This is a genomic window from Dokdonella sp. (assembly GCF_019634845.1).
Classification (GTDB): domain Bacteria; phylum Pseudomonadota; class Gammaproteobacteria; order Xanthomonadales; family Rhodanobacteraceae; genus Dokdonella_A.
The window spans coordinates 96,352-115,188 of sequence record NZ_JAHCAQ010000013.1 but is presented as its reverse complement, the minus strand read 5'-3'; the positions used below and the strand labels follow the sequence as shown (position 1 = coordinate 115,188).

Sequence of the window (18,837 nt, the reverse complement as noted above, 5' to 3'; positions counted from 1 at the left end):
GGCTGTTCGCCGTCGTGCGGGTCCTGTTGCTGACCCTGCTGCTGCTCCTTCGGCGACCCTTGCTGCTGGTCCTGGCCTTGGCGACCTTGCTGCTCCTGCTGTTGTTGCTGCTGTTGTTGCTGCTGTTGTTGCTGCTGTTGCTGCTGCTGTTGCTGTTGCTTGAGCGCTTCCTCGACGATGCGCCGGTTTTCGATCGCATCGGCCATGCCGGGCGCGCGCTTGAGCGCGTCGTCGTAGGCGGCCAGCGCGTCCTCGTATTGGCCCGCCTGGGCCAGTGCGTTGCCACGGTTGTAGGCGCCATCGGCGCTGCCGAGCCGCGCGTATTCGTCGGCCGCCTGCGTGTAGTCGCCCTCACGGTAGGCGGCGCTGCCACGCCAGGCCGCATCGGGCGCGACGTGCGCCGCGCGCTTGGCATCACCCTGCGCGAGCGCGGCCGCCGCCTGCTGGTCACGGCGCTGCCACAGGTCGGCCAGGCTCGCGGCCTGTGTCGATGGTGCCGGCAGGTACAGCGCGAGCACGAGCAGCATGAGCCAGCCGCGGCGGAAGCCGATCGCCGCCAGCGGCAGCAGCGCCAGCAGCAGCCATGGCCCGCGATCGCGCCAGCGATCACCCTGCGCCGTGGCGTGGCCGGAAGCATCCTTGGCGGCGGCGACGTGCGCCTGCTCGGGCAGCACGGCATCAAGATCGCGGCGATCGGCGGCGAGCGGCGCATACTGGCCACCGCCGGCGGCGGCGAGTTCGCGCAGCGCCGCCTCGTCGATGCGCGCGAGCACGACGTTGCCGCGGTCATCCTTGAGGAAACCGCCATTGGGCAAGGCGATCGGCGCGCCCGCATTGCTGCCGACTCCGAGCACCGACAGCGTGTAGCCCTGCCGACGCGCACGCCGGGCCGCCGCCAGCGCATCGGGCCCGGCCGAGTCGGCGAGCAGCACGATCTGGCCCTGGTGCTGACCGGCCTGCTCGATGAGTGCGGCGGCGCGGTCGATCGCCTGGCCGGTGGCATTGCCCTGCACCGGCATCGTCGAGGGATCGAGCGCCTCGACCAGATGGCGCACGGTGGCGACATCGTCGGTGAGCGGGGCGACGACGAAGGCGGCGCCGGCATAGGCGACCAGCGCCGTCTGGTAGTCGCGGCTGCGCGCGAGCATGTCGTCGAGCTTGAAGCGCGCGCGCTCGAGGCGGCTGGGTTTGATGTCCTGCGCCAGCATCGTCGGCGCCAGTTCGAGCGCGAACACCCGCGCGGCCTCGTTGCGCAGCAGCGGCATCGACTCGCGTTCCCACGTCGGACCGGCCAGGGCCAGACAGGCGATGAGCCAACCCAGTCCGGCCAGCACACGTGGCAGCCGCGCGGCCCTGCCGTCACTGCGCTCGATCAGGTACGGCAGCAGCTGAGGATCGACCGCGTGGCGCCAGCCACCGGCATCGCCGCCGCCGCGTCGCAGCAGCAACCACAGCAGCGGCATGGCGGCGAGCGCGAGCAACGCCCATGGCCGCAGGAAATGAAAATTGGCGACGAATCCGCTCATGCGTCCACCGCCTTGCGCCAGGCACCGCCGGCCAGTGGCGCGCCGAACGCGAACGCCGCGCACAGCAGGGCCGCCGCCAACGGCAACCAGTACAGTTCGTCGACCGGGCGCAGGCTTTGCGTGGCGTCGGCAGCCGGTTCGAGCGTGTCGATCTCGCGGTAGATGTCGGCCAGCTCCTCGCTGTTGCGCGCGCGGAAGTAGCGCCCGCCCGTGGCCTGCGCCATCTGCGTGAGCATGGCTTCGTCCAGGTCCCCGGACGGATTGACGTAGCGCGAACCGAACAGCGAGTCGACGCGCAGGCGATCGGCGCCGATGCCTATCGTGTAGATGCGCACATGGTTGGCGCTGGCCAGCTCGGCGGCCTGGCGCGGTTCCAGCTCACCGGCGTTGTTGACGCCGTCGGTGAGCAACACGAGTACACGCTGATCCTGCGGGCGGTCGCGCAGACGCTTGACGGCAAGGCCGACGGCATCGCCGATCGCGGTTTCGCGGCCGGCCAGGCCGATCGCCGATTCCATGAGCTGCTCGCCCACGGTGTGCAAGTCGAACGTGAGCGGCACCAGCAGATAGGCGCGCGATCCGAACAGGATCAGGCCGACGCGATCGCCGGCGCGGCGCCGGATGAAATCGCTGCCGATGGCCTGGATCGCGGCGAAACGCGGCGCCGCACGTCCGCCCAGTTGCATGTCCTCGATGCTCATGCTGCCAGAGGTGTCGATCGCGAGCATGAGGTCGCGACCCGAACGCGCCACGTCCTCGGGCGGTCCAAGCCACTGCGGCCGCGCGGCGGCCACCACGAGCAAGCTCCACGCCAGCAGCGCAAGCCAGCGCCGCAGCGGTGTCACTGGCGACACCTCGCGCTGCTGCGGCAAAGCCAGCCCCAGGTGTGGCAGATGCAGCATGGCGCCGCCCCAGCCATGCGCGCGCGGCAGCAGCCACGCCGCAAGCAGCGGCAAAGGCAGCAGCACGAACAGCCATGGCCAACCCCAATCAAACATGGTCGGCCCTCATCACCAGCACATGCTCGAACCAGCGCCGCGCCAGTGCGAGCAAGTCGCGCGCCTCGTCACCGGCGGCGGCGTCACGACGCCGATACGGCAGATCCAGCAAGGCGCGGCCGGCGCCATGGCGAAACGGTCCGCGCGCGGCTTCCGCCGGCGGAAACTGGCGATCGAGGAAGTCGAGCCAGGCTTCGCCCTGCAACGCGGCCGCGGCCGGATCGAGCAGCAGGCTGGTGCGGCGCAGGAGCTGCGAAACGGCGGCGGCCAGGCGTGCATCGTCGCCAGCGCGCTGCCCGTCGGCGACGATGCGCTCGAATTCGGCGCGCACGCGGGCGCGCCAGCGCCGTGCGCGCAGGCGGCGCCGCGCCACGCGCACGAGCCACCACAGCGCAACCACCACGACGGCCGCCAGCAGCCACCAGCCTGGTGCAGGCGGCCACCACGATGGCGCCGGCGGCAAATGGATGTCGCGCAGCGGCAGGGCCGGCGGAGTGCTGGCAGGTACTGCGCTCATGTCACCACCGCCGAGCGCCGTGCACGGGCCAACAGCGGCGCGAGCGCGCCGCGCAGATCGGCGTCGGTGTCGAGCTCGATCACGCGGATGGCCAGTCGCCGGCACTGATCGAGCAGGCCCGCGCGCGAGCTCGCGAAACGTTCGGCCCAGGCGTGGCGCACGCGCGCGTCGGCAAAGTCGACGATGCGTCTTGCCTCACCCAGATGCAGCGCGTAGCGCCCCGGCGGCGGCGCCGCCAGTTCGAGTGCGTCGCGCAGCAGCACCACGACGATATCGTGGCGTGCAACGAGCTCCGACAGCGCGCCCGGTGCCGTGGCGCCGAACCCATCGCTGAGGATCACCAGGCGTATGCCGGGCCGCAGCAGGTGGCGTGCCCGCGCCATCGCCTGGCTCAGGTCCTCGGTCAGCGCGAGGTCGCGTGCGCGGTCCCAGTCACGCAAGGCGCGCAACACGCGCAGCACGCCACGGCGCCCGCCGGCCGGCCGCACTTCGCCGCTGATGCCGCCGCCGAAGCCGAGGGCGCCGATGCGATCGCCGGCGCGACTGGCCATCCACGCGATCAGCGCGGCGGCGCGTGCGGCCTGCACGCTCTTGAACCGCTCGCGCGTGCCGAAATGCATCGATGGGTTGAGATCGACCGCAAGCAGCAGGGCCTGTTCGCGCTCTTCCTCGAACAGCTTGGTGTGCGGCTTGCCGGTGCGCGCGGTCACGCGCCAATCCATATGGCGGATCTCGTCGCCGGGTTGGTAGATGCGCGACTCGCGGAAATCGACGCCACGGCCGCGCCAGCGTGAGCTGCGGGTGCCTGCGCGCAGCGCCACCGAGCGCCGCTGGCGTGCCAGCGCGGCGCCTTGCGCATAGGCAGCAAGCGCGATGAGTTCATCGAGCGCTACGTGGACGGGGTTGCTGGTGGGGCTGGACATGGCATGACGGGTGGTCGGGGGCGGCAACGCTCGGGGGCAAGGTGAGGACCGGTCTGGCGGAGCGGCGGCGATGGCGGCGATCGAAGGTCGGGCGCGAGCCGGCCCCGATCTTGCCGGTGCATCCGGTGCACGAGGCAGCGCCATCAGGACTCGGCGGCGGTCACGGCAACGGCAGGCGTTCGAGCAGGGTCGCGATCACGCGATCGGCATCGATGCCTTCCGCCTCGGCCTCGTAGCTCAGCAGTACGCGATGGCGCAGCACGTCGGGCGCGATCGCGTGGACGTCTTCGGGCGTGACGTAGTCGCGGCCCTGCAGCCACGCATGCGCCCGCGCGCAGCGATCGAGTGCAATCGTGCCGCGCGGACTGGCACCGAAGGCAACGTAACGTGCCAGTTCGGCGCCGTGGGCGCCCGGATCGCGCGTGGCGAGCACGAGTTGCACGATGTAGTCCTCGAGCTGCGGCGCCAGATGCAGGTCGAGCACCTGGCTGCGTGCCGCGAACACCTGTGCCTGGCTCAGGCGCACGGCGGCCGTCGCGGTTGCCGCCAGCGATTGCCTGGCGCGGTCACGGGCGAAGCGCAGGATCGCCGCTTCGGCCTCGGCCTTGGGGTAGTCCACGCGCACGTGGAGCAGAAAGCGGTCGAGTTGGGCCTCGGGTAGCGGGTAGGTCCCTTCCTGCTCGATCGGGTTTTGCGTAGCCATGACGAGGAACAGCGCCGGCAGCGCGAAGGTGTCGCGGCCAACCGTCACCTGCCGCTCGCCCATCGCCTCGAGCAGGGCCGACTGCACCTTGGCCGGTGCACGATTGACCTCGTCGGCAAGCACGACGTTGTGGAAGATCGGGCCGCGCTGGAACTCGAAGCTGCCGGTCTGCGGACGGTAGATTTCGGTGCCGGTGAGATCGGCCGGCAACAGGTCGGGCGTGAACTGGATGCGATGGAAGTCGGCCTCGATGCGGGTGGCCAGCTCCTTGATCGCCGTGGTCTTGGCCAGGCCCGGCGCGCCCTCGACCAGAAGATGGCCATCGGCGAGCAGGGCGATCAGCAGGCGGTCGATGAGCGCGGCCTGGCCAATGATGCATTGGCTCAGTTGTTCGCGAAGGCTGGCAAAGGCCGAGTGGGCCGTGGGTGCTTGGGGCATGTCCATGGAAGAAGTGCTCTGGAGACCGACAATGGTCGCATGAATGCGCGCCGGGGCATGGACAACGCCCGGCGCGCAAAGTTTTGCCGCGTCGATCTCAGGCGTTCAGCACCTGCTCGATTGGCTGCGGCCGACCCACCAGCCAGCCTTGGGCATAGCGGCAGCCGAGGCGATGCAGCGTCTCGCGCTGCTCGCGCGTCTCCACGCCCTCGGCAATGAGGTCGGCGTCGAGCGCCCGCGCCATGCCGACCACGACGCCGACCACCGACCGCCCACGTGGCCGGTCGAGTGCGCGCACGAAACTGGCATCGAGCTTGATCTGGTCGAAGTCGAGCGTGAGCAATGGGCCCAGATTGGAAAAGCCGGTGCCGAAGTCGTCGAGTGCGACCGGCATGCCAACCGCGTGGCAGCGCGCCAACAGGCTGCCTATCCGCTCGTGGTCGAGCACGAGGCTCTCGGTGATTTCGATCTTGAGCCGGTTGGGCGGCAGGTCCCGCGCGCGGACCTGGCCGATGATGCGGTCGACGAGGCCGGGGTCGTCGAGCTGCCGAGCCGACACATTGAGCGCCACGAACGGCAGCGGCTTGCGCCCGCGCCGGCGCAGCTCGACCAGCACGTCGCAGACGCGCTCGAGCATGTAGTCGCCGATTGGCACGATCAGCGAAGTCTCCTCGGCAAGCCGGATGAACTGCGCCGGCGAGACGTCACCGCGTTGCGGGTGGGTCCAGCGCACGAGAGCCTCGTAGCCGGCGACATGGCCGCTCTCGATCTCCTCGATCGGCTGCAGTCGCACTTCAAGCTCGCGCCGATCGAGCGCCGTGCGCAGCTCGCTCTCGAGACGGATCTTGCCTATTGCGGACGCATCGCCGTGCGCGTCGAGGCGCGGTTCGTCGGCATCGTCGCTGCCACCGGTCAGCTTGGCCAGTGCGGATCGGTAGCGCGTCAGCTGGCTCAGCAGCAGGGCGCGTACCACCGGGTCGGCGCTGGCCAGGCGTTCGGCGAATTGGCCGGCATCGATGCGGGTCAGACGACAGGAGGTCAGCGCCCGCGCCGTGGCCGTACGTGGCGATGCGTCGAGCACGGCCATCTCGCCGAGCAGCATGCCGGGGCCGAGCTCGCCGAGCACACGGCGCTCACCAAACTGGCGCGTACTGATTTCGATGCGCCCGGATTCAATCAGGAAGGCTCCATTCGGCGGATCGCCCTCGCGGAAGATGACGTCACCGTCCGCGAACAGCTCGCTGTAGGACTGCATGGCGCGCCTCCCCAGGATGAGTCCACGCCGAGGCAGCGGGGACTGGATGGGGATCGTAAACGCGACTGAGCCGTGTGACCAGCGTCACGAAAAAGCGAAGGGCCGCATTGCTGCGGCCCTTGCTCGTTGCTCCATCCGAATGCTGCGTCAGCTGCAGGGCGGACTTGGCACGCTGGCGTCGGGAATGGCAACCGGCACCGTGAGCGCGGCCACACCGGGCGCTGTGAAGGTACAGCTGCCGCTCGTTCCGGCCGGACCCGTGAGGCTGAACATCGCGGCCGTACCACCCGGCCCCGTCATCGCCGTCGCCGGATTGGCGGTGACGCCGCTGCAGGCTGCCGACACCGTGACGCCGGCCGCGGGATTGCCCTCGGTGTCGAAGGCGCGGATGCCGATGTCGATCTGGCGTGCATGGTTGACGCACACGACCGAAGAGCCGCCGACCGAGATGAAGGACAGCTGCACCACGATGTCAACCGATGCCGAAGCGCCGCCGACACTGAAAGTGACCTTGCCCGAGCCGCCGGTGCCACTCGATGCCGGCACGCCGCTGGTCTGCACGACCGCATCGACGCAGCCGTTCGAGTCGGTCACGTTGTCGAGCGCCCCCGAGCTGCCGTTGCCGTCCACCGAGCCCGTGCCGCCGGCGAGGCTCAGCGCGAACGCGATGCGGATGCCCTGGATCGGCGAGTTCATCGCGTCCATGAGGCAGACGGTCACGTTGGTGGTGCGGTTGCCAGGAATCGGCGATGGGAAAGCGACGATCTGCAGCGGCGCCACACCCGGATAGACCAGCTGCACGGCATCGGTCACGCGGCGCGGCTGGCCGGTGACGCGATCGATGCCATCACCCTGCGCCCACATCGCAACGATGTGGCCGAGGGTCGCGGCGGTGTAATTCAGGGTCGCGTGGGCAACACCGATGTCGTTGGTCGTGGCCGCCGCAGTGATGTTGCCGTGCTGGCTGCGCCCGATCAGGTAGGGCAGGACCGCGCCATAGTCGACGCTCGTGCCGGTGGTGTCGTTGCGGTTGAAGGCCGAGGCGGTGGTCAGGTTCGTCGCGCTGTTCACACGCTGCACGGTCACCACGCTCTCGAGATCCTCGTTGCCGTGCGGCGCGCCATGGTGGGTCTTGCCGAACACCACAAGTGCATCGCCCGGGCCGGCGCCGCCGCCAGCGGTCGTGAAGTGACCGGTCGGTGCGGTGAAGGTGGTGCCGCCTTCCTGCGGATTGCCGTCATTACCGGCGAGCAGGAACTGGTTGGCCCATACACCCGCATCGGGCGTGCCCACGGGCTCGTCGATCGAACCAAAGCGGATCGGCGTTCCCGGCAGCACGGGGTTGCCCTGACGGTCGGTACCGAGCGCGCTTACGGTGAGGCTGTAGGTGGCATCGGGGTTGCCCGATGTGCCCGGTTGCACCGAGGTATCAGGGTCAACACTGTTGACGCGAATCGCGTCGACGTTGGGCGAAGTGATCGTGACGCTGTAGAGCTTGCCGTCGGAGACGATGACCGACGCCGTCGCCATCACCGGATCCTGGATGCCGTTGGAGACATTGTTGTCGGCACGATCGACCGTGGTCTGCAACTGGATCGGCCCCTGCGGGGTGCCCTCGCCAGCCTGGAACGAAACCACCGCCACGCCGCTGACCGTGTGCGAGGTGACCTTCTTGCCGGTGGCAGGGCCGCCGGCCGCATTGGTGCTGAGGACCGCGTCGCCCGTGGTGCCGAGGATCTCGAATTGGATGTTGTCGGTGCCGCTGGGCGGATTGGGGACGACCTGATTGCCGCCATCGCGCACGAGTGCCTGGAACTGCGGCGCATTGTTGCCACCCGAACTCGGCAGATAGGCCGCGGCCGAACTCGGTGTGACCTGGATCGAGGCCGGGCTGGGGCCGACGCCGCTGCTCACGGTGAAGGTGAGCGTGTTGCTGATTGTGCGGCTGGTGTTCGGGTCGATCGTAGAGGCCGTCACGGTCGCCGTGCCAGCGATGAGGCGGCTGTTGACCCATGCGGTGGCGACGCCGTTGGTGCCCTTGATCGTGAAGGAGCCCCACAGGTTGTTGCCGTCATCGTTGCCGTCCTGCACGAGGAAGGACAGCGCGGCCACATCCACCGGCGAGACGCTCACCGACACGTCCTTGCCGACCATGAGCGTGCCGTCGGCGTTGCGGATCGTGATCGTGATTTCGGCCTGGGTCGGGCCGTGCTGCGTGGGCAGGTAGCCCATCGTGTTGAGTGGCAGCGTGCGTGTGGTCGCCACGAGCTCGATCTTGCCGCTCTGCGGCGGCAGGGTCGCACCACCATCGCCGCCGCCACCACCGCAGCTTGCGAGCGCAAGGGTGGCGACGACGAGCCCCAAGGCCTTGCCAAAAAAGTTCATAGGTTCTCTCCAGTCCTGCAAATTCGGGCGCGCAACGCGCGAGTTCTCATGTTCGCCGTCCAGGCGCGCTTACTTCAGGTTGTCGCTGAGAATGCGGGGCGTGACGAAGATCAGCAGTTCCGCCCGGCTGTCCGAGCGAGCCGTGTTCTTGAACAGGTTGCCGATGAACGGCACATCGCCAAGCATCGGAACCTTGTTGACCTTGTCCGACTTGTTGACCTCGTAGACGCCGCCCAGCACCACGGTCTGCCCATTGTCGACGAGCACCTCGGTGCTCACCTCGCGCTTGTCGAGCGTCGGCACGCGGCCGCCACCCGGAATGTCGACGAAGCCCGAAACCGCGTCCTTCTTGACGTTGAGGTTCAGCACCACGCGATCGTCGGCGGTGATGGTCGGCGTCACGCGCAGTTCCAGATCGGCTTCCTTGAAGGCGACGGTCGGCACCGCCACACCACCGGCTGCAGCGCCACCCGAGTACTGCAGGTAGCCGACCTCGACACCCTGCTTGATGTTGGCCTCACGCTGGTTGGCGGTGATCACCTTGGGGGAGGAAATGACTTCGCCGCGGCCTTCGGTCTGCGCCGCCGACAGTTCCAGGTCGAGCAGGTAGTCGGCGCCCAGGATGGCGAGGCCGAAGCTGCCCGCTGGGTTGGTGGCGGGCAAGTTGACGTTGAGGCGATCGGCCAGCGTCGGCACGAGGATGCCGGCGCCAATCTGGCCTGGCGCAGTATTGGGCAGGCCGCGACCCGGTCCATTGAACCGGTTGTTGAGCACGACATTGCTCATGCGGTCGGTGCCCTGCGCGGTGCCGGCCGTGCTGACGACATTGCCGTTGTGGTCCATGTAACCGCCGCTGACACCGAACTTGGCGCCCAGTTCACGCGCGAAGCTGTCGGTAGCGATGACGATGCGCGACTCGATCAACACCTGCTGCACTGGTCGGTCGAGCACGGCGATGAGCTGGCGGATCTCCTGGATCTTGGACGGGATGTCGCTGACCAGCAAAGTATTGGTGCGGTCGTCATACGACACACTGCCGCGTGCCGACAGGAAGCCGCGATCCGCCTGGCCACCGCTGCCCTGTGCCTGCCCCCCTGCCTGGTTGGTCTGGGTTTCCTTGGTCAGCAGCGCGGCAATGTCCTTGGCCTTGCCGTAGCTGATCGGAATGTAGTCGGTGACCAGTTCCTCCTTGGTTTCCATCTTGAGCCGCGCATCGGCAATCGCTTCCTCGCGGTCGGCGATTTCCTTCTGCGGCGCGACCCAAATCACGTTGCCCTGGCGGCGCTTGTCGAGACCCTTGGCCTGCAACACGATATCGAGCGCCTGATCCCACGGCACGTTGATGAGGCGCAGCGTGACATTGCCCTGCACGCTGTCGGCAACCACGATGTTGAGATCGGACACGTCGGCGATGAGCTGCAGCACCGAACGCGTCGGGATGTCCTGGAAGTTGAAGGTGACGCGACTGCCGTTGTACTCGGGCTGCGCATTGCGCCCGGCGGTCTTGGGCTGCTCCTTCTTGGGCGCGATTTCCACCACGTACTCGTTGCCCGACTGGTAGGCCAGTTCCTGGTACGGCGGGGTCGCCACGATCTGCATGCGGCTGCCGTTGCCCTGGCTGCGCGTGTCGATCGACTGCACCGGGGTGGCGAAGTCGAGCACGTCGAGATGACGCGCCTGGCCGGCGGCGACCTTGGCGTTCATGAGATCGAGCACGATATTGCCGGCCTCCTTGCGCAGGTTGACCGCGGCGCCCGGGCCGTTGAAGCTGACCACCACGCGTCCCTCGCCGTTCTTGCCGCGGCGGAAGTCGACGTTGGTCACCTCCAGCGCAGTGGCATGCGTAACCGACTTGGTCGGATCGGACTTGGCGGCGGCAGCGGCCGCAGTGCTGGAACCGATGACGCCGCTGTTGATCGACACCACGACATCGTTGCCATTGATGCGCGTGTCGTAGCCGGCGGCGCGGAACAGATCGATCACGACGCGCGTGCGCCCCGCCGATTCCAGTGCCGAAACCGATGAGGTGGCGCCGGTGCCGATGTCGATGCGCCGCTTGCCGGTCGCATTGCGCGTGTCGGCGAAGTCGAGCGCGATGCTCGGCGGCGTCTCGGTGGCGAACGCCTGCGGGGCAACGGCCGGGCCGTTGAACTTGAGCGTCACCTCGACCTTGCCGCCTGGCAGTGCCGTGTATGCAATGTCCTGCAGCACATGCTGGGCCTGCGCTTGGCCGGCGAGTGCGACAGCACCGAGCAGGGACATCACCGCGAACACGGCGCGCCGTGCCCAGCGGTTGACGGGGCTCTGCCCCGGGTTGACTGCGAATGTCGTGGTCATTTTCTTCGTCCCCGATGATTCGATCATTGCTTGCTATCGCCGAGCGCGATGGTGGCTTCTCGCTCCATCCAGCCACCGGCCCCGTTGGGCACCAGTTCGATCATGTCGATGCGATCTTCGTTGATGGCCTTGATGCGCCCGTAGTTCTGGCCGAGGTAGTTGCCGACGCGGACGCGGTGCACCACGCCGTCGGGATCGCGCACGAGGCCCTCGATGGCGTTGCCGACACCAAGCGTGCCCGACATCTTCAGGCCGTCGAGCGGAAACGACTCCAGCGGTTCGCGGGTCCGGTTCTGGTCCGGGTGCGGTCCCTGCTGGTTGGCCTCCTCTTGTTCCTGCACGCTCGGTCCGAACGGATCGCGCAGGTCCTGGTCCTTGTAGGTGAACGCCTCGAAGGTCTTGATCACCGGCAGCGGTGCCAGCGGCGCGCCCTTCTTGGCCTTCTCCTTGGCAACCCACTGCTGCACGCTCTCGCTCGGCGTGCAGCCTTGCAGCCCGATCAGAGCCAACAGCAGCGCCGCGGCCAGTGTGCGATGAATGATGGATCGACTCATCTCACGCTCCTTTCTTCGCCGGGGCCGGCGCCGCGCCCTTCTGGGGTCGCTTGGCAGCCTGGATTGCAGCAGCCTCCTCGTCGTCGAGATAGCGGTAGGTCTTGACCGTACCCTCGAGGATGAGCTGGCCCGCTGCATTGCCGGATTTCGCACCCGGGCCACCCGCAGGCTTGAGCGACACGTCATGCATGGTCAGGATGACCACGCGTGGCAGCGACGCGACATTGCTGATGAAGGTGCCGAACTGGTGGTAGTTGCCGAGCATGCGCAGCTGGATCGGCTTCTCGGCGTAGAAGTCCTTCATGATTTCGCCGCCGGGCTGGAACAGCTGGGTTTCGATTCCTGCGCTGAGCGCCGCCTGGGTGATGTTGTTGAGCAGCTCGGGCATCTCGGTCTTGCTCGGCAACTGCCGCAGCATCGTCTGCAGCATCTCCTGCATGTCGGCCAGCTGCTTGCGGTAGGCGTCGAGGTTGACCACCTTGGCCTGCTTGTCGGCAAAGTCCTTCTTGAGCGACAGCTCCTGGTGGCGCGCGGTCTCGAGCTCTTCCTGCTGCGCACTGATCTTGAAGTACCAGCCGAAGAACAGGATGAGGGCGATGATGAGGATCGCGAAGAACGCCTTGACACCGGTCGGCCAGCCGCCGATGTTGTTGCGATCCAGATTGCGCAGATCGTCGAGGAAGCTCATTTCTTCTCCCCCGTAACGGTGGCGATGAGAGGTGCCTCGACCGTGGCCACGGCGCCCTGGGCCTTCTGCTGTTCCTCAGGCTTGCGCAGCTTGACGTCCATCGAGAACTGGTAGGGAAGCTTCTTGTCGCCGTCCTTGCCACCCGCGGTGTTTTCGGTCTTCTTGAGATCGGAATGGCCGAGCCAGGGCGAACGGTCGATGTTGAGCAGGTAGCTGGCGACGCGCTGGTTGGATTCGGCGCGACCGTCGAGCGTGATGGTGTCGCCGGCCTGCTTCATCGTGGTCAGGCGCACCCCATCGGGGATGGTCCGCACCAGCTCATCGAACAGATGCACCATCGTCGAACGATTGGATTGCAGCTGCTCGATGATGTCCTTGCGCGTGATGAGGTCGGCCCGGGTCTTGTCGAGCTCCTCGATTTCCTTGATCTTGGCGTCCAGCGAGGTGATCTCGCCCTTGAGGTAGTCATTGCGCGCCTGTTGGTCGTCGATGACGTGCTGCACCCACATCATCGCCACGAAGAACACCAGCAGCGCGCCGACTGCCGCTGCCAGCAGCATCATGTAGAACTCGCGTTCGCGCTGCTTGCGGCGTTCGGCTCGCCACGGCAGGAGGTTGATGTTGGCCATCAGTCGAAACTCCTGAGAGCAAGCCCGCAGGCGATCATCAGTGCAGGGGCGTCCTGCATCAGCGATTGGGCCTGCACGCGACTGGACAGGGACATGTCGGCGAGCGGATTGGCGATCACGCAGGGTACGCCCATGTGCTCCTCGACCTTGTCGGCGACACCGGCGATCGAGGCGCAACCACCGGCCAGCACGATCTGGTCGACGCGGCTGTACTCGCTGCCGGCGAAGAAGAACTGCAGCAGGCGCCCGATCTGCTGGGTCATGGCTTCCTTGAACGGCTCCAGCGCCTCGCTTTCATAGGACTCGGGCAGGCCACCCTGGCGCTTGGCCATGCCGGCTTCCTCGTAGCTCAGCCCGTAGCGGCGCATCACCTCGTCGGTGAGCTGCTTGCCGCCGAACACCTGTTCGCGCGAGTAGATCGTGCGCTGGTTCTTGAGCACGATCAGCGTGGTCATGGTGGCGCCGACGTCGACCATCGCGACCACCGCATCCTTGGGCACGCTGAGCTGGTCGGAAACCAGGCGGAACGCGTTTTCCATCGCGAACGCCTCGACGTCCATGACCTTGGCGGTCAGCCCGCCGAGGTCGAGCGCGGCCACGCGAAGGTCGACGTTCTCGGTGCGCGAGGCCGCGAGCAGCACGTTCACCATCTCGGGGTTGTCCTTGATCGGACCGAGCACCTCGAAATCGAGGCTGACTTCCTCGATCGGATAGGGAATGTACTGGTTCGCCTCGATCTCGATCTGCGCTTCCATGTCCTCTTCGGACAGGTCGCCCGGCATCGGGATCACCTTGGTGATCACCGCCGAGCCCGCGACCGCGACGGCGGCGAACTTGGTCTTGGCGCCGCAGCGGTTGTAGGCGCGGCGGATGGCTTCGCCGACGGCCTCGACCTCGACGATGTTCTTCTCGACCACCGCGTTCGGCGGCAACGCCTCGACCGCGTAGTGCTCGACGCGATAGCGCCCGCCGGCCTGCCCCAGTTGGAGAAGCTTGACCGCGGTGGAGCTGATGTCGACGCCAATCAGCGGCGGCTTTTTTGGTGTGAACAGATCCACACTTTCTCCCCTTCCCACGCGCCCTTACGAGCGAAAGATGCGCGACTACATTAAATGCAAGGATTAACGAAATTTCAATGGCTGTCCAGTCCCCGGACCAAAATTGCCACCAAACGGCCCCGAACCGCCCCCCGGACCGCCCCAAGCGGGGCCCGCAAACCGGGATAAGCTCTATACTCGCGGACTTACCGCACATACCTTGACTGCGATCACAAGTTCGAACGAATGAGAGTCTTTTTGCGCCTGCTGCGCTACGCGGCCTACCTCGGCGTGGCCGGAATCCTGATCGGCGCGGCTGCCCTCGGCACCGCCTACTGGCTGATTGCGCCGCGCCTGCCGTCGGTGGATGTGCTCAAGGACGTGCGCCTGCAGGTGCCGCTGCGGGTGGAGTCGGCCGACGGCAAGCTCATCGCGATGTTCGGCGAGACCAAACGCACGCCGGTGCGCATCGAGGAGGTGCCGCTGCAACTGAGGAACGCCTTCCTGGCCGCCGAGGATGCCGATTTCTACAAGCACTCGGGCATCGACCCGAGCGGCATCCTGCGCGCGGTGTGGCTGACCGCGACGACAGGCCGCAAGCAGGTCGCCGGCGGCAGCACGATCACCCAGCAGGTCGCGCGCATGTTCTTCCTCAGCCCCGAGGTCAGCTACACGCGCAAACTGTCCGAGATCTTCCTCGCCTTCCGCATCGAAAGCGCGCTCAGCAAGGACGACATCCTCGCCCTGTACCTCAACAAGAGCTTCTTCGGCCACCGCTCCTACGGCATCGCGGCCGCGGCCGAGTTCTACTACGGCAAGAAGCTCGACCAGCTCACGCTGGCCGAATGCGCGATGCTGGCCTCGATCCCCAAGTTCCCCTCCACCGGCAATCCACTCAGCCGCCCGGAGCGCGCCAAGGAGCGCCGCGGCTATGTGCTCGGCCGCATGCTCGACGACCACTACATCGACCAGGCCCAGTACAGCGCGGCGATGGCCGAGCCCGACACCGCCCAAGCGCACGAGCCGCCGGTCGAGGTCGACGCACCCTACTTTGCCGAACTGGTGCGACTGGAAGTAATGGAGCGCCTCGGCAACAACGCGCTCACCGACGGCTACCGCGTGCGGACCACGCTCGACGCGACCTTGCAGGAAGCGGCCAACAACGCGCTGCGCAACGGGCTGCTGCTGTACGACCAGCGCCACGGTTTCCGCGGTGCCGAGGGCCACGCCGATCTCGCCGTCGACGCCACCCCGGCGCAGTGGAACCAGGCATTGGCGCCCTACCGCCCGCTGGCCGGCCTGGTCCCCGCGCTGGTGACCGCCAGCGGCAAGGACAGCGCCACGCTGTACCTGGCCGATGGCCAGAGCATCCTGCTCGAGTTGCCGGCCCTGCAGTGGGCACGCCGCTATCTCGACGACGATCATCGCGGCCCCGCGCCGAAGGCCGCCAGCGACGTGCTCAAGGCCGGCGACGTCGTGCGCGTCACACGCGATGACAAGGGCACCTGGACATTGTCGCAACTGCCCAACGCCGAGGCCGCGCTCGTCGCCCTGCGTCCCGATGATGGCGCCGTGGTCAGCCTGATCGGCGGCTTCAGCTTCGCCCGCAGCAAGTTCAACCGTGCCACCCAGAGCGCGCGCCAGCCCGGTTCGGGCTTCAAGCCGTTCATCTATTCGGCGGCCTTCGACCGCGGCTTCACGCCGGCCTCGGTGCTCAATGACGCCCCGGTTTCGTTTCCCGATCCGTCCCGGCCCGATGGCGTGTGGACACCCAAGAACGACGACGATACGTTCCAGGGACCGATCCGCCTGCGCGACGCGCTGGCCAAATCGGTCAACCTCATCTCGGTGCGCCTGCTCGACGCGATCAGCGTGCGCTATGCACACGAATACATGTCGCGCTTCGGCTTCAGCCCCGCGCAGATCCCGCAGAGCCTGTCGATGGCACTGGGCAGCGCCGCCGTGGCGCCGCTGGCGATGGCGCGCGGCTACGCCGTGTTCGCCAACGGCGGCTACCTCATCGATCCCTACATCGTCAGCGAAATCACCGACCGCGACGGCAAGGTGGTCTATCACGCCGATCCCGCCGTGGTCTGCCACAGCTGCACCGACCACCCGCCGCTGCCGCCCGCGTCCGCCACGCCCGGACCGCTCGGCATCGGCATCGCCAACGCCACCGATGCCGCCGACGCCACCCACAGCGCCGGCCGCACCATCGACGCACGCAACGCCTATCTCGTCAGCTCGCTGCTGCGCGATGTGATCCGGCGCGGCACGGGCGCAGCCGCGATGTCGCTCAAGCGCAACGACCTGGCCGGCAAGACCGGCACCACCAACGACCATCGCGACGCCTGGTTCACCGGCTTCAACAGCACGATCGTCGCCAGCTGCTGGGTCGGTTTCGATGACTTCAGCACGCTCGGCCGCGGCGAATTCGGCGCCAAGGCGGCCCTGCCGATCTGGATCGATTTCATGCGCACCGCACTCAAGGATGTGCCCGAGCAGCCGTTCGACATGCCGCCCGGCATCGCCCGCGTGCGCATCGATCCCGCCAACGGCCTGCTGGCCGGCGCCGACGACCCCAATGCGATCCTCGAAGTCATGAAGACCGAAGACGCCGAGCGGCTGGCCACGCAGCCGCCGCCGGGACAGGACAGCACGCGCCAGCACGAAGCCTACGACGTGTTCTGATGCGCCACGGCCGGCACCCGCCCGCATCCTCGCGCGACGCGCGCCGGCGGGTCGCCGCTGCCGCGGCGCTGCTGATCAGCGACAGCGGACTGCGCGATTATCGGCTGGCGCGCGACAAGGCCGCGGCGCGGCTGGGCATCCACGATCTGGCCAGCCTGCCCGACACGCAGGAGATCGAGGCCGCCCTGCGCGAACACCAGCGCCTGTTCGGCGGCGACCGGCATGCACGCACGCTGGCGCGCCTGCGCGCGGTCGCGCGCGAGGCATTGCGCTTCTTCGCCGAGCACGAGCCGCGCCTGGTCGGCGCGGTGCTCGACGGCACCGCCGACGAGCATTCGGCGGTGTGCCTGCACCTGTACACCGACCACCCGCTCGGCGTGATGACGCTGCTCGCCGAGCACGGCATCGCCTGCACCGAGTCGGCGCGCCGGCTGCGGCTGGATCGGGCGCACAGCCGCGAGTTCGCGCTGCTGCGCTTCGCAGTCGACGACACCACGATCGACGTGACGCTGCTGCCCTACGACCTGTTGCGGCAGGCGCCGCTCGACCGCACCAACGACCGGCCCATGCAACGCGCGACACTGGCGATGCTCGAGCGGCTGACGGCCGAGGCCGAACCCGCCGCGTCGTGATGCAGTCGACGCCGCAGGGGCCGCGCCGCGCACGGGCGCGCCGCCGGCGTGCCGGCAACCCATCGGTGTGGGGCGTGGCCGCCGGTCGCGGCTCAGCGCTTGCCGAGGGCGACGTAGTCGCGTGGCGTGGCGCCGGTGTAGATCTGGCGCGGGCGGCCGATCTTGGTCTCGGGATCGACGTGCTGCTCGAGCCAGTGCGACACCCAACCCGCCGTCCGCGCGATCGCGAACATGACCGTGAACATCTCGGTGGGGATGTTGAGCGCCTTGTAGATGATGCCCGAGTAGAAATCCACGTTCGGGTAGAGCTTGCGCTCGATGAAGTAGGAATCCTTGAGCGCGGCCTGCTCCAGCTCCATCGCCACGTCGAGCAGCGGGTCGCTCACGTGCAGGTCGTCGAGCACCTTGTGGCACATCTCGCGGATGATCGTCGCGCGCGGATCGAAGTTCTTGTACACGCGATGACCGAAGCCCATGAGGCGGAAGCCCGAATTGCGATCCTTGGCCTTGGCCACCGCGTTGCCGACGTTCTTCGCATCGCCGATCTCGGCCAGCATCTTGAGCACGGCCTCGTTGGCGCCGCCATGCGCCGGCCCCCACAGCGCGGCGATGCCGGCGGCGACGCAGGCATACGGGTTGGCGCCGGTCGAGCCAACCAGGCGCACGGTCGAGGTCGAGGCGTTCTGCTCGTGGTCGGCGTGCAGGATGAACAGCAGGTCGAGCGCCTTGGCGACCACCGGGCTGAGGTTGAGCGGCTCGCTCGGCACCTCGAACATCATGTGCAGGAAGCGCGTGACGTATTCGAGGTTGTTGCGCGGATAGCGGATCGGCCAGCCGATCGAATACCGGTAGGCGGCGGCGGCGATCGTCGGCATCTTGGCCAGCAGGCGGATCGCGGCCAGGCGGCGCTGCTCGGGATCATTGAGGTCGAGCGTGTCGTGGTAGAACGCCGACAGCGAGGCGATCGACGCGCACAGCATCGCCATCGGATGGGCGTCGTAGTGGAATCCGTGCAGGAAGTTCTTGAGCGCCTCGTGCATCATCGTGTGATGCGTGATTTCGTGCTCGAACGTGCTGAACTGGGCCTGGTCGGGCAGTTCGCCATTCATGAGCAGGTAGGCGACCTCGAGAAAGCTCGATTGCTTGGCCAGCTGCTCGATCGGGTAACCGCGGTACAGCAGCACGCCCTTGTCGCCGTCGATGTAGGTCACTGCGCTGCGCGTCGCGGCGGTGGCGACGAAGCCCGGGTCGAAGGTGAAGTAGCCGGTGTCCTTGTTGAGCTTGCCGACGTCGATGGCTGGTGCGCCCATGCTGCCGCTCACGATCGGCAGGACGGTGCTGTGGTTGCTGGCGGAATCGGTCAGGGTGACGGTTTTGTCGGACACGGCGGGATTTCCTTCGATTGACTGCAGGCAGCGCGGCCGCGCACGGCCATCGCCCCGCAACAGGTACAGGCGCGCGGTGGTTCGGACCATCGCGACAAGACCGCCATTATCGCATGCGTCGCGGCACCGCACGCATGCG

General features: G+C 67.6%; 15 protein-coding genes. 2 read left to right on the top strand and 13 right to left on the bottom strand.

Features of this window, described 5'->3' with window-relative positions; all coding sequences use genetic code 11:
- The 12 genes from KF903_RS10750 to KF903_RS10695 all read right to left on the bottom strand — a co-directional run.
- Positions 1-1,526: VWA domain-containing protein (locus KF903_RS10750; RefSeq protein WP_291214483.1), on the bottom strand; the 1,526-nt coding region annotated here is incomplete at its 3' end.
- A complete protein-coding gene (locus KF903_RS10745; protein ID WP_291214481.1) occupies positions 1,523-2,524 on the bottom strand; it encodes a VWA domain-containing protein in 1,002 nt (333 codons plus the stop codon). The genes KF903_RS10750 and KF903_RS10745, both read right to left, overlap by 4 nt.
- Positions 2,517-3,041, bottom strand: coding sequence for a DUF4381 family protein (locus KF903_RS10740; RefSeq protein WP_291214480.1), 525 nt, complete (start codon positions 3,039-3,041; stop codon positions 2,517-2,519). Before KF903_RS10740 ends, KF903_RS10745 begins: the two co-directional genes overlap by 8 nt.
- Positions 3,038-3,964, bottom strand: a complete 927-nt coding sequence (locus KF903_RS10735) for a DUF58 domain-containing protein (RefSeq protein ID WP_291214478.1) — start codon at positions 3,962-3,964, stop codon at positions 3,038-3,040. Before KF903_RS10735 ends, KF903_RS10740 begins: the two co-directional genes overlap by 4 nt.
- Before the next feature lie 160 nt (positions 3,965-4,124).
- A complete protein-coding gene (locus KF903_RS10730) occupies positions 4,125-5,111 on the bottom strand; it encodes a MoxR family ATPase (RefSeq protein ID WP_291214475.1) in 987 nt (328 codons plus the stop codon).
- Between the two features lie 91 nt (positions 5,112-5,202).
- The gene (locus KF903_RS10725) at positions 5,203-6,360 is read right to left on the bottom strand and encodes an EAL domain-containing protein (protein ID WP_291214474.1); all 1,158 of its coding nucleotides are present in this window, start codon (positions 6,358-6,360) and stop codon (positions 5,203-5,205) included.
- A gap of 147 nt (positions 6,361-6,507) precedes the next feature.
- On the bottom strand, positions 6,508-8,745 hold the full coding sequence (locus KF903_RS10720) for a hypothetical protein (protein WP_291214472.1): 2,238 nt from the start codon (positions 8,743-8,745) through the stop codon (positions 6,508-6,510).
- Between the two features lie 69 nt (positions 8,746-8,814).
- Complete coding sequence (gene pilQ / locus KF903_RS10715) at positions 8,815-11,082, bottom strand: type IV pilus secretin PilQ (RefSeq protein WP_291214470.1); 2,268 nt, start codon at positions 11,080-11,082, stop codon at positions 8,815-8,817.
- A 23-nt stretch (positions 11,083-11,105) separates the two neighbouring features.
- Positions 11,106-11,636, bottom strand: a complete 531-nt coding sequence (locus KF903_RS10710) for a pilus assembly protein PilP (protein WP_291214468.1) — start codon at positions 11,634-11,636, stop codon at positions 11,106-11,108.
- Position 11,637: 1 nt separating this feature from the next.
- Positions 11,638-12,324 carry a type 4a pilus biogenesis protein PilO gene (gene pilO, locus KF903_RS10705; protein ID WP_291214466.1) on the bottom strand — a complete coding sequence of 229 codons (687 nt, stop codon included), beginning with the start codon at positions 12,322-12,324 and terminating at the stop codon, positions 11,638-11,640.
- The gene (locus tag KF903_RS10700; RefSeq protein ID WP_291214463.1) at positions 12,321-12,953 is read right to left on the bottom strand and encodes a PilN domain-containing protein; all 633 of its coding nucleotides are present in this window, start codon (positions 12,951-12,953) and stop codon (positions 12,321-12,323) included. The genes pilO and KF903_RS10700 overlap by 4 nt, the downstream gene beginning before the upstream one ends.
- Entirely contained in the window at positions 12,953-14,011 is a 1,059-nt protein-coding gene (locus KF903_RS10695; RefSeq protein ID WP_291214462.1) for a pilus assembly protein PilM, read from the bottom strand. Before KF903_RS10695 ends, KF903_RS10700 begins: the two co-directional genes overlap by 1 nt.
- Positions 14,012-14,236: 225 nt before the next feature.
- Between KF903_RS10695 and KF903_RS10690 the strand changes: the two genes are divergently transcribed.
- Complete coding sequence (locus tag KF903_RS10690; RefSeq protein WP_291214460.1) at positions 14,237-16,681, top strand: penicillin-binding protein 1A; 2,445 nt, start codon at positions 14,237-14,239, stop codon at positions 16,679-16,681.
- Positions 16,681-17,313, top strand: coding sequence for a hypothetical protein (locus KF903_RS10685; protein WP_291214458.1), 633 nt, complete (start codon positions 16,681-16,683; stop codon positions 17,311-17,313). Before KF903_RS10690 ends, KF903_RS10685 begins: the two co-directional genes overlap by 1 nt.
- Before the next feature lie 92 nt (positions 17,314-17,405).
- Here the strand turns inward: KF903_RS10685 and KF903_RS10680 are convergent, their stop codons facing one another.
- The gene (locus tag KF903_RS10680) at positions 17,406-18,698 is read right to left on the bottom strand and encodes a citrate synthase (RefSeq protein WP_291214457.1); all 1,293 of its coding nucleotides are present in this window, start codon (positions 18,696-18,698) and stop codon (positions 17,406-17,408) included.
- Positions 18,699-18,837 lie beyond the last annotated feature (139 nt).